This window comes from Massilimicrobiota sp. An142 (assembly GCF_002160725.1).
Taxonomy (GTDB): domain Bacteria; phylum Bacillota_I; class Bacilli_A; order Erysipelotrichales; family Coprobacillaceae; genus Allocoprobacillus; species Allocoprobacillus merdigallinarum.
The window spans coordinates 50,268-61,282 of the sequence record NZ_NFLD01000011.1 but is presented as its reverse complement, the minus strand read 5'-3'; the positions used below and the strand labels follow the sequence as shown (position 1 = coordinate 61,282).

The window sequence follows — 11,015 nt, the reverse complement described above, 5'->3', positions numbered from 1 at the left end:
AAACTGATAGAAAAAGCAGAAAAAAAGAACCATGACCCATCATCAGATCATGATTCTCCTATACAGTTTTAAAATTGTGGGAAGAACAGCCTTCCCACAATTTCTTATAATCCAAAACCCCACAACCCCGTGTTATTTTAGATTACCGATTTTTAATAAAATTATGAGAAGATAAAATGAATTAAAAAGTCTACTTTTTACTGTCAAAATAAAAAAATAAGATCATCATGTGACTTTTCATGTGACCTTATTTAAAATTATATATTTTCTTTTATTGCTTTTTCTAATTGTTCTAAAGCTTGTTTTAATGTTGAACGTGGACAAGCGACATTAAATCTTTCAAATCCTTCTCCACCTGTTCCAAAAATATAACCTTCATCCAGCCATAAATGTGCTTTTTCCAACATAAATGTTTCTAATTCATCTTTATTCATACCTAAGCTTCGCATATCTACCCAGACAAGATACAATCCCTGTGGATCAATCACCTTAATTTCTGGTAGTCTTTCAGCAAAGAATTCTTTCATATAAGCTATATTTCCAGATAAATAATCTACCAATTCATCAACCCACTGAGCTCCATATGTATAAGCTGCTTCACAGGCTTCTAATCCAAAAATATTAGGATCACTCATACCTGAAGCATTTTTTTCTTTTTGAAATTTTTCACGTAGATCTTCATTTTTAATAATAATATTAGATGTCTGTAGAGCCGCTAAGTTAAATGTTTTAGATGGCGCTGTACAGATAATGCTGAATTCACCAAATGATGGATCTACATTATAGAAAGGAACATGTTCATTTTCCTCATAAATAAAGTCCATATGAATTTCATCACTAATCACATAAACATGATGTTTCTGACAGATTTTACCTATCTGATACAATTCATCACGTGTCCAGACTTTACCAATGGGATTATGTGGATTACATAAGATAAACATCTTGACATCATGATCAACAATCTGTTTTTCAAACACTTCAAAATCACATTCATAATGATCATCCTGAAATACAAGTGGGCATTCTACAACCGTTCTTTCATTTAAATGGATAGATGCATCAAAAGGATAATAAACAGGTTTCATTACCATAATGGCATCACCTTTTTGTGTATAGGCTCTTACCGCTAATTTTAAAGCACCTACAACACCTGAAGTTGTGACAATCCATTCTTTTTGAATATCAAAATGATGGCGTGTCTTCATCCAGTTAATGATAGACTGATAATAACTTTCAGTTGGTGTAGCATATCCAAAAACGCCATGACTGGCACGCTTAACCAAAGCTTCTTTGACTTCTGGAAGAGTTTCAAAGTCCATATCTGCTACCCACATTGGAATCATATGTGAATCTTGCATTTTTTCACCATCATATTTCACACTGTTTGTTCCTTTTCTTTCAATCACTTTATCAAAATCATACATCTTCTCTTAATACCTCTTTTCCTTCAAATTCTGCTTTTGAAAAATGAAATAATGCTATTCCTAATGCCATTGACAAATTTAATGAATCAATTTCCTCATGATGAGGAATAAAAACACTTTGACCATAATTTAAATATGTATCATCCAAACCATGACTTTCATTACCAAAAACCAAACTATGACATTGATGAGAATGAACCTGATGAATATTTTTAGCCCCTTTCAACATAAAAGGATAGAATTCATGATCAGAAAATGCATGATAATATTCTTCAAATGAGTCATAGTAAGCAACATTCAAATGAAAGATAGCTCCCATTGACGCTCTAATGACTTTAGGATCAAAAATATCAACAGCTGGTTTAATAATAGCTAAATTTTTATATCCAAATCCTAACATTGTACGCATAATTGTTCCCATATTTCCCATATCCATGGGATGTTCCAAAACAACATGATGAGCCTGTTGTAAGGGGGATGTATAGATTTTAAAAACGCCAATCGCATAACAATTATTTTTAGGACTTAATTTTTCAATCGTACGATCATGTACATCAATCGGAATATGATATTGTTGGCATAATTCTTGAATCATAGGATATCCCCTATTTTGATGAATGGATGAATGAACAACCACTCTGACGACATCCTGTGGTCTATGCTTTAACAGTTCAATCGTTGGAAAAACACCTAAAGTATAAGACTGATCATTTCCTTTTTTATATAATTTCATATTCCCCTTCTTTTTCCTTCCTGATAATTTGTGCCTGCTGATAATAAGACAAAGCAAAGCGATGATTCTTTTCTACATAACGTCCAAGTTCATATAATTGGCTTAACAATAAGCAAGCATCATAACTATTTAATCGTGCTGACTGATGTAAATAATCTAATGCTTTCTTTTGATTTTTATCCACAACAATACCATCAAAGTAAATCATAGCCAGTTCATAGGCACAATCTTCCTGCAACAGATAATATCCATATATAAAATAATGCATGGCTTCTTTTAAATCCAAATCCACACCTATACCTAACTTCAATAACAGTCCAACCTTATACATACACTCTTTTTGAAAATGCTTTGCTCCTAATAAATAAGATTGAAAAGCTTCAGAATATTCTCTCTGTTTTTCTAATAAAATTCCTTTATAAAGATATGCTTCTTTTTGTTGACATTGTGATAAATACTGGATTGCTTTTTGATCATCTTGAGTCACATAGCGTCCATACATATAAAACAGCCCCAACCTTAAAGCTGATAAGCTGTCAACATTTTGTTTGTAGTAATTGAATGCCTGTGCAATATCCTGTTCAACACCATATCCATGTTCATACATATAACCGATATAATAACAACATTCATGATATCCACGCTGATATAAATAAGAAAAGATTTCAAAAGCTTTCTCATAATCCTGTTTGATTCCAAAACCTAAAAAATAAGTTCTTGCCAGAACATAGAGATGTGAATCATTATTTTGTTGATAAGCTGTTTTTAAAAATTCTTCAACATCAGGTATTTCAAAATAATAACCTATTTCATCAATCACTTGAGAAAATACACTCACCATAAATAAAGCTTCTTCTTCACTTAATGAAGCAAATTCACATAAATAGCGAACATATCGAGAGATTTCAAAATCCTCATCAAATATAATAGCTTCAAAAACACCCATTTTCATTCCTAAAACAACCACATAACATTCATCCATCATATCTGGTGCTTCATCATTTAAGACTTCCTCAAAACGTTCAATCTGAAACCTTAATCCATCTCCATAGCGATTAAAGACATCTATAACCTTTTCAATAATCTGAATATTCATTTATTCACTTTGATTAATCTGATGAATTGATTGTAATTCTTTTTTCGCATTGTCTCTCAATGCTTCAAAATGTGCTTTATCAAAATGAGCACCCTGATCAATAAAATCAATCAATTCATTATATTTTTCTACAATCACTTCATATAAAGATTCTTTAATCACATAATCCAATTCATTATGAGCCTGTTGTGTGATTTGATTAATAGACTTATATTGTTCTTTAAACATGGCATCATAATCAATGACCGTTTTTTTCTTTTTAAATAATCCCATAAACTTCTCCTTTCATCACTCTTAACATTATTCTACTTGATTTCTTAAAAAAATAAAGCCCTTTTTTGATTTTCATCATTTTGATAAAAAAGTTCAACTTTTTTTCATTATCCATATAAATCATGAACTTTATTTTCAAAATTCTATAAATAATTTCCCTTTTTTAGATTTTATGAGATAATTTCATTGAGGTGAAAATATGGATGATTTATTACAATTAGAAAAGGACATATCTTTTCAGTCTTTCGATCATGAAGATGCCTATATTTTAGGACAGATGCTTGTTGAAAAAGTCAAACAAGATCATCTCAAAAACATTCGTATCCGTATTGTTTTGCATCATAATATTGTTTTTCAATACCTGATGAATGGAAAAACAGGTGATGAATGGCTGAATCGCAAACAAAAAACAGTTGAAACATTTGGTCATTCCTCATATTATATCTGGACACAGAATGAACAAACGCATCAATATGATCATTATCTCCAAGATTCCCAGTTTGCGATATGTGGTGGTGGTTTTCCATTAATGGTCCAAAATCAAAGAATAGGATGTTGTATTGTTTCAGGATTAGAACATGATCAAGATCATCAAATCATCGTCCATTGTCTACAAAAATTAAAAAGAAAGAAGGAGCAATCATGAAATTAGGAATTTTAGGAACCGGAATGATTGTCAAAGATTTAATGACAACTTACTCAAAGTTCGATATTGAAAAAACATATTTACTGGCAACTGCACAAACTCAACAAGAAGCTGAAGAATTATGTCAAAAGTATCACTTAGATCAAATCTTTTATGACTATGATCAATTATTAGACAGTGATATTGATACAGTCTATATAGCATTGCCTAATCATTTGCATTATGGTTTTGCGAAAAAAGCGATATTAAAAGGAAAACATGTGATTATCGAAAAACCAATTTGTGCCAATGCGCATGAATTACAGGATTTAATTGATTTAAGTCATGAACATCATATCATCATTTTAGAAGCTATGAATATCCATTATTTACCAGCCTATCAGTCTTTAAAAACACATTTATCCAAATTAGGACAAATCAAAATCTTAAACTTCAATTACAGTCAATATTCATCACGTTATGACGCTTTTAAAGAAGGTCGTATTTTACCTGCTTTTGATTATCATAAAGCTGGTGGAGCTTTAATGGATTTAAATGTTTATAATTTACATGCTATTATAGGGTTAATGGGGCAGCCTGAAAGTCAGCATTACTTTGCTAATATTGAAAAAGGTATTGATACAAGCGGTATTATGGTTTTAGAGTATCCTCATTTAAAAGCGATTTCTATTGGAGCTAAAGACTGTAAAGCACCTATTACTTCAACTCTTCAGGGAGATCAGGGCGTTATTGTGATTGATAAACCTATGAATCAGATGACTGAATATACATTCATTGATAATAAAGGACATCAGACAAAATATGAATTCCCTCAAGATCAGCATCGTTTATACTATGAATTTGAAGAATTTATCAGAATCATTAATGAAAAAGATTTTGAAAAAGCACAAGCCATGATAGAATTAAGTTTACAGGTTGCTCAAGTTATGGAAAAAGGTAGACAACAGGAAGGAGTTATTTTTGACAATGATCAACAATAAATTAGTATTAGGTTATATTGGAAACGGAAAAAGTGCCAATCGTTACCATATTCCATTTGTTTTACAAAGACAGAACAAATTTATGATTAAAAAGATTTTTGATATTCATGTTCGTCATGATATATGGAAGGCCATTGATGGTGTAGAATATTGTGAAGATGTCAATGCATTATTACAAGATCCTGATATTGATATGATTGTTGTATGTACAACACATCATTTTCATTATAATTATGCCAAAATGGTACTAGAAGCAGGTAAACACTGTTTAGTAGAAAAACCATTTATGGAAAATTCAAAGCAGGCAAAAGAAATCTTTGATTTAGCGAATCAAAAAGGATTATATTGTTCAGCATATCAAAATAGACGTTATGATAGCGATTTTTTAACTGTTCAAAAAATCATTGAAAGTGGAAAATTAGGTGATTTATTAGAATTAGAAATGCATTTTGATTATTATCGTCCTGAAGTTCCAGAAAATGTTGATCACTTTGATCCGGCCCATTCTTACTTATATGGTCATGGATGTCATACTTTAGATCAAGTGATTTCTTATTTTGGTCGACCTGATCATGTTCATTATGATGTCAGACAATTGCTTGGTGAAGGAAGAATGAATGATTATTTTGATTTAGATCTTTATTATGGGACTTTAAAAGTTTCTGTCAAATCAAGTTATTTTAGAATCAAAGAAAGACCAAGTTTTATTGTTTATGGAAAAAAAGGAATGTTTGTCAAACAAACAAAAGATCGTCAGGAAGAACATCTGAAATTATTCTATATGCCTGATCATGAAGATTTTGGAAAGGATACTCCTGCACATTATGGTGTATTAACATATGTAGATAATCAAGGTCAATATCACGAAGAAAAAGTTCCTAGTGTTGATGGTGATTATGTGAGAGTTTATGATGGTATCTATGATTGTATAGTCAATGGAAAACCGCAAATCATTACACATGAACAAACTCTTTTACAAATGGAAATGTTAGAAAAAGGAGTTCAAAATTTAAAATAAAAGAGATTTCCTATTGTGAAATCTCTTTTTATGATTGTCTATTGTCTATAGACTTTTTCTGCTTTTTATACAACAAGGAATAAAGAATACTCAAAACATATTGAAAAGATATCTGCGAATAAAATGTAGCTATTTTTTCATTTTTTTCTTTATGAGGAATCAATATATGATAGCGACTGTATTTAAATAGAATATCATCATGATTAGAGGTAATTGTGATGATAGGCACATGATTATATAATAATATTCTAAGCGATTCACGATAAACATCCTGCTTAGAATAAGTGATAAATAAGGCCACATCTTGAGGTGTAGCAGCCTTAGAAAAAGAAACTTCTTCTTTATTTTCTGTTGCGATATAAAAGAATTTCCCTATTTTGATGAGTTTATTGGTAAAACCCATAGCAGTAATCTTGGAATCTCCAGTCGCATAAATAAAGACTCTTTGACTACGATCAAGTAAATCCACAATTTTTTCGAGTTCATCTATATCTAACTGACTATTAATCAAGTCAATACTCTCCTTATAAACACGCGCTAAGCTATTAATAATCTGCCAGGTCGGTTCATCACTTTGAAAAGGAAATGAAAAATCAATATCCTGCCTGACATATTTTAAAGACTCCATATAACGCATAAAGTCTATTTTAAAATCACGAAAGCCTTTATAGCCTAGTTTTCTACATAGTCTAATAATACTTGCATTCGAAGAAAAAGTTACCTGTGCTAATTCTTTAATCGTCATGAGGATGACAGCCTGTGGATTTTCTTTGATGTAATGGACAATCTCTAATTCATTTTTTGTAAATAAAGTTTCATTGTCTAACAAATCAATGATATTCATAGCCTTCACTCCCTTTTTCCCATTATAACATGCCTCTTTTCTTTTTGATAAATCCTTTCAAAATAATAAACATGTTTTATTCATTCGCATACATTCTTAGGACGCTTTGTATTTTCAAATATATATAAACATGATATAATGCACAAAAAAGGAGGAAGTTTATGCATCATCTTGCTTGTCCCAAATGTCATGAACCACTTATTCTCGATGGTAAAAGTTATCGTTGTCAAAATGGTCATTGTTATGATATTGCGAAACAAAAATATATCAATCTCTTATTAAATCCAGATAAAGCCACAAATAATCCTGGTGATAATAAAGAAAGTCTTCTATGTCGTCAACATCATTTAAATAAAGGTTATTATGATGGTATTTTAAATGAAGTTATGCACTGTCTAACAAAATATACATCTTCTCCACGTCAATTATTAGATTTAGGATGTGGTGAAGGCTATTATACATATCGTATCAAAGAACTATTAAATGATGATTCAACGATTTATGGTTTAGATATTTCTAAAATTGGTATTCAAATGGCTACAAAATATACTAAAGATATTTATTGGATTGTAGGTAATTCTAAAAACATTCCTATTGATGATCATTCTTTGGATGTTATAACAGCTTTATTTACGGTTGTTAATGCACAGGAAATAGAACGTTGTTTAAAGAAAAATAGCTATATCATTCATGTTACAGCTAATCCCTATCATCTTGTGGAATTCAAAGAACTAATTTATGATGAAATTAAAATCAAATCTGATCAGCATATACGTCTACCTTTTTCAGTTGTTGAAAGTTATGATTATAAACAGACCATTCATTTACAGACAAAAGAAGATACACTCAATCTTTTACAAATGACACCCCATTATTATCATATTAAAAAAGAACGTCGTCATGTTTTAGATACTTTAGGTGAATTTGATGTGACTATTGATATTCGTATAACAGTTTATCAAGTCTCATGAAATATCAGATTCGGCACTCTTATTTAACACTCTTTATTGATTCACCTATATCCATCATTGATTTATTTCAACAGTTTCATTTATCTAAAAAAACAATTCATCTTATGAAACAAAATAAATCATATCTTGTCAACAATCGTTATGTTTCACCTTCAACAGTATTAGTCAAAGGTGATCAATTGACATTCAAAGCTTTTCAAGAAGATGATGGGATGTATCCACCCGTATATGAAGATTTAGATATTGTTTATGAAGATGAGTTTTTATTGATTGTGAATAAACCACCTTTTCTTCAAGTCTTTCCAGCTAAACCAGATGATACAAATTCTTTGGCACACCGTGTCAGTGGCTATTATCATCAACAGGGTTATAATCTTCCCGTTCGTTTTATTCATCGTTTAGACTATGAAACAAGTGGATTGATGATTTTTGTGAAATGTGCATTTGTACAGCCTTTATTAGATTATCAATTGTCTATGAAAGACATTCATCGTCATTATTTGGCTATTGTTGAGGGAAATTTTCATGATCATCAATGGCATACCATTGATAAACCGATTGGTAAAGACCGTCACCATCAACAACGCATGATTGTGCATCCTCATGGTAAAAAGGCATGTACACATTATCGTTGCCTTTCCAACAAGAATCATCTTTCTTTGATAGAATGTGTTTTAGATAGTGGCAGAAAACACCAGATTAGAGTTCATATGTCTGCTATTGGACATCCTATTTTATCAGATCAACTTTATGGTCACTCTTCTGCCCTGTTGAATCATCAGGCGTTGCACGCTTATCAAATAGAATGCATTCATCCTATTACCAAAGAAAAACTGACCTTCACTTGTCAGCCTCCATCAGATATGTTGAAACTTATAAAAAAAATGGATCCTCAATTTTGAGGATTCTTTTTCATACTGACCATTTTCATAACATTCTTTTCATTTATATCAAATAAAATATGAGCATCTATTTCACGACGTATACCACAATCAGAAAACACAATCCATTCTCCATCACAACTATGTTTATATCCTGTGATACAAACCCAATGCCAATTAGCATCTTCAAGTTCTTTGGCCTGATGAGATAAAATCAGTAAGCTTACTGGATTACCTTCATCTATACTCTTTTCAATAAATTTCATAGCCTGCCAGTAACTTTTAGGCTGTTTCATGTAAACAGGTTTCAAGAACACATGCTTTTCTTGCATCATCTGACAAAATGTTCTTGCAAATTTATATAAAAATGGATAACCCATTCTTCCTGGAGTAAAGCGTTGAAACATCTGATTCATAATTTCTAAAAATTCTGACTTTGACATTTGTGTGATAGATAAATAATATGTATAAAGATGACTTGCTAAAACACTGGCACAACCAGCCTTTTTGGCCCAATCATCTAAAAACCAGTCCTGATTACCACCATAGCTAATACATTGACCGTTTTCATAAATATGAATCATATCCAATTCTTTTTTCATATTTGATCCTCCTTGACATTATTGTAACATACCCACAAAATATTGTATAATGATTCCAATGTCTTAAAGATGGGAGGAATTTTTTTGGCAACAAATTTCACTGAAATCATCAAAAATCAATCTGTACTTTCAAATAAACAAAAAATCAATATTATCATTCAATTAAGTATTCCTACGATTTTATCACAAGTTTCTTCTATTTTAATGCAATATATTGATGCTGCCATGGTTGGACATCTCGGTCCTGATGCTTCAGCTTCAATTGGAATTGTATCAACCAGCAGTTGGCTTTTAAGTGGTCTATGTAGTGCTATGGCAACCAGTTTTGCGGTTCAGGTGGCACAACTCATTGGCGCAAGTCAATATGAAAAAGCACGTCGTACTTTCAAAACCGCGCTTATCACATCCCTCATTTTTTCTTGTATATTATTAATCATCGGTGTGCTTGTAAATCAAAGTTTATTAACATGGTTAGGTGCTGATCCAGCTATTTTTGATAATGCTTCTGCCTATTTTCTTGTTTTCACATTAAGTTTACCTATTTTACAATTAAATAGTTTATGCAGTTCCATGTTACAATGTAGTGGTAATATGAAAATACCGAGTTTACTCAATGCTTCCATGTGTGGATTAGATGTGATTTATAATCTTATTTTCATTCATTACTTTGGTGTTGTGGGGGCAGCCATTGGAACAGCGCTTGCTCAGTTGACAGTCTGTTTTATCAATCTCTGGTATACGACTTGTCATTCTTCTCTATTAAAATTCCAAAATCATGAAAAGTTCTATTTTGAAAAAGAAACATTGAAAAATGCTTTTCAGATTGGAACACCTTTAGCTTTTGAACATATAGCCATTTGTGGTGCCATGGTAATGTCTACAAAGATTATTGCCCCTTTAGGAACAATTGCAATTGCTGCTCATTCCTTTGCGATCACTGCTGAAAGCTTATGTTATATGCCTGGATATGGACTGGAAGCTGCCGCAACCACATTAGTTGGACAATGCATGGGTGCTCAAAAAAAAGAACTTGCAAAGTCCTTTTCCAATTTAACCGTTGCCTTTGGCGCTATCATCATGGGAATCATTGCGATTGTTATGTTTGTCATTTCACCATTTGTTTTTCAAATCTTAACTCCAGATGTGCAGACCCAACAGCTGGCTACAGAAGTTTTACGAATTGAACTTTTTGCCGAACCACTCTATGGTGTTTCCATTGTAGCATCTGGTGCGTTACGTGGAGCTGGAGATACTCTTATACCAAGCTTACTCAATCTTTTGAGTATTTGGGGTGTTCGTTTATCTCTATCCGTTCTTTTTGTTCAAACTATGGGATTACATGGAGTTTGGCTGGCTATGTGCATTGAATTATGTGTCAGAGGTTTATTGCTTCTCTATCGTCAACAACGTGGTCAATGGCTGGAAAAATCACTATAAAAGACATCATAAATCATATTTTATTCTTTCTGTTTTGTAAAAAAGAAAAAGTTGCTATAAAGCAACTTATTTCCTGTTTGTATTCTTACGGGAAAACGAATACGATT

The 11,015-nt window shown here is 31.6% G+C and carries 12 protein-coding genes; 6 read left to right on the top strand and 6 right to left on the bottom strand.

Translation table 11 applies throughout. The features are described from left to right. Positions 1 to 257 precede the first annotated feature (257 nt). The 4 genes from B5E87_RS06670 to B5E87_RS06655 are packed head-to-tail and all read right to left on the bottom strand — an operon-like array spanning position 258 to position 3,529. Complete coding sequence (locus tag B5E87_RS06670) at positions 258 to 1,427, bottom strand: MalY/PatB family protein (protein WP_087244153.1); 1,170 nt, start codon at positions 1,425 to 1,427, stop codon at positions 258 to 260. Beyond that, positions 1,420 to 2,160, bottom strand: coding sequence for a TrmH family RNA methyltransferase (locus B5E87_RS06665; RefSeq protein WP_087244152.1), 741 nt, complete (start codon positions 2,158 to 2,160; stop codon positions 1,420 to 1,422). The genes B5E87_RS06670 and B5E87_RS06665 overlap by 8 nt, the downstream gene beginning before the upstream one ends. Then, positions 2,147 to 3,256, bottom strand: a complete 1,110-nt coding sequence (locus tag B5E87_RS06660) for a tetratricopeptide repeat protein (RefSeq protein ID WP_087244151.1) — start codon at positions 3,254 to 3,256, stop codon at positions 2,147 to 2,149. Before B5E87_RS06660 ends, B5E87_RS06665 begins: the two co-directional genes overlap by 14 nt. Beyond that, entirely contained in the window at positions 3,257 to 3,529 is a 273-nt protein-coding gene (locus tag B5E87_RS06655) for a hypothetical protein (RefSeq protein WP_087244150.1), read from the bottom strand. It abuts the gene before it with no gap. Between the two features lie 199 nt (positions 3,530 to 3,728). Between B5E87_RS06655 and B5E87_RS06650 the strand changes: the two genes are divergently transcribed. The 3 genes from B5E87_RS06650 to B5E87_RS06640 are packed head-to-tail and all read left to right on the top strand — an operon-like array spanning position 3,729 to position 6,173. Further along, positions 3,729 to 4,175 (top strand): heme-binding protein, encoded by a 447-nt coding sequence (locus B5E87_RS06650; protein WP_087244149.1) that lies wholly within the window; start codon positions 3,729 to 3,731, stop codon positions 4,173 to 4,175. Continuing rightward, positions 4,172 to 5,155 (top strand): Gfo/Idh/MocA family protein, encoded by a 984-nt coding sequence (locus B5E87_RS06645; protein ID WP_087244148.1) that lies wholly within the window; start codon positions 4,172 to 4,174, stop codon positions 5,153 to 5,155. Before B5E87_RS06650 ends, B5E87_RS06645 begins: the two co-directional genes overlap by 4 nt. Beyond that, positions 5,142 to 6,173: a Gfo/Idh/MocA family oxidoreductase gene (locus tag B5E87_RS06640; protein WP_087244147.1), complete on the top strand. Its 1,032-nt coding sequence runs from the start codon at positions 5,142 to 5,144 to the stop codon at positions 6,171 to 6,173. Before B5E87_RS06645 ends, B5E87_RS06640 begins: the two co-directional genes overlap by 14 nt. Positions 6,174 to 6,201: 28 nt before the next feature. Here the strand turns inward: B5E87_RS06640 and B5E87_RS06635 are convergent, their stop codons facing one another. Beyond that, on the bottom strand, positions 6,202 to 7,017 hold the full coding sequence (locus B5E87_RS06635; protein ID WP_087244146.1) for a MurR/RpiR family transcriptional regulator: 816 nt from the start codon (positions 7,015 to 7,017) through the stop codon (positions 6,202 to 6,204). 161 nt (positions 7,018 to 7,178) lie between these two features. Between B5E87_RS06635 and B5E87_RS06630 the strand changes: the two genes are divergently transcribed. Then, positions 7,179 to 7,988 carry a methyltransferase domain-containing protein gene (locus B5E87_RS06630; RefSeq protein ID WP_087244145.1) on the top strand — a complete coding sequence of 270 codons (810 nt, stop codon included), beginning with the start codon at positions 7,179 to 7,181 and terminating at the stop codon, positions 7,986 to 7,988. Then, a complete protein-coding gene (locus tag B5E87_RS06625; protein WP_087244144.1) occupies positions 7,985 to 8,890 on the top strand; it encodes an RluA family pseudouridine synthase in 906 nt (301 codons plus the stop codon). The genes B5E87_RS06630 and B5E87_RS06625 overlap by 4 nt, the downstream gene beginning before the upstream one ends. Here B5E87_RS06625 and B5E87_RS06620 read toward each other — a convergent pair. Further along, entirely contained in the window at positions 8,881 to 9,471 is a 591-nt protein-coding gene (locus B5E87_RS06620) for a hypothetical protein (RefSeq protein ID WP_087244143.1), read from the bottom strand. The genes B5E87_RS06625 and B5E87_RS06620 overlap by 10 nt on opposite strands. Positions 9,472 to 9,555: 84 nt before the next feature. Between B5E87_RS06620 and B5E87_RS06615 the strand changes: the two genes are divergently transcribed. Further along, positions 9,556 to 10,908, top strand: coding sequence for an MATE family efflux transporter (locus tag B5E87_RS06615; protein ID WP_206399247.1), 1,353 nt, complete (start codon positions 9,556 to 9,558; stop codon positions 10,906 to 10,908). Positions 10,909 to 11,015 lie beyond the last annotated feature (107 nt).

What these genes read in the sequence shown, in the direction of transcription:
- B5E87_RS06670 (WP_087244153.1), bottom strand. Translation starts at nt 1,427, where the DNA reads ATGTATGATTTTGATAAAGTGATTGAAAGAAAAGGAACAAACAGTGTG.
- B5E87_RS06665 (WP_087244152.1), bottom strand. Translation starts at nt 2,160, where the DNA reads ATGAAATTATATAAAAAAGGAAATGATCAGTCTTATACTTTAGGTGTT.
- B5E87_RS06660 (WP_087244151.1), bottom strand. Translation starts at nt 3,256, where the DNA reads ATGAATATTCAGATTATTGAAAAGGTTATAGATGTCTTTAATCGCTAT.
- B5E87_RS06655 (WP_087244150.1), bottom strand. Translation starts at nt 3,529, where the DNA reads ATGGGATTATTTAAAAAGAAAAAAACGGTCATTGATTATGATGCCATG.
- B5E87_RS06650 (WP_087244149.1), top strand. Translation starts at nt 3,729, where the DNA reads ATGGATGATTTATTACAATTAGAAAAGGACATATCTTTTCAGTCTTTC.
- B5E87_RS06645 (WP_087244148.1), top strand. Translation starts at nt 4,172, where the DNA reads ATGAAATTAGGAATTTTAGGAACCGGAATGATTGTCAAAGATTTAATG.
- B5E87_RS06640 (WP_087244147.1), top strand. Translation starts at nt 5,142, where the DNA reads ATGATCAACAATAAATTAGTATTAGGTTATATTGGAAACGGAAAAAGT.
- B5E87_RS06635 (WP_087244146.1), bottom strand. Translation starts at nt 7,017, where the DNA reads ATGAATATCATTGATTTGTTAGACAATGAAACTTTATTTACAAAAAAT.
- B5E87_RS06630 (WP_087244145.1), top strand. Translation starts at nt 7,179, where the DNA reads ATGCATCATCTTGCTTGTCCCAAATGTCATGAACCACTTATTCTCGAT.
- B5E87_RS06625 (WP_087244144.1), top strand. Translation starts at nt 7,985, where the DNA reads ATGAAATATCAGATTCGGCACTCTTATTTAACACTCTTTATTGATTCA.
- B5E87_RS06620 (WP_087244143.1), bottom strand. Translation starts at nt 9,471, where the DNA reads ATGAAAAAAGAATTGGATATGATTCATATTTATGAAAACGGTCAATGT.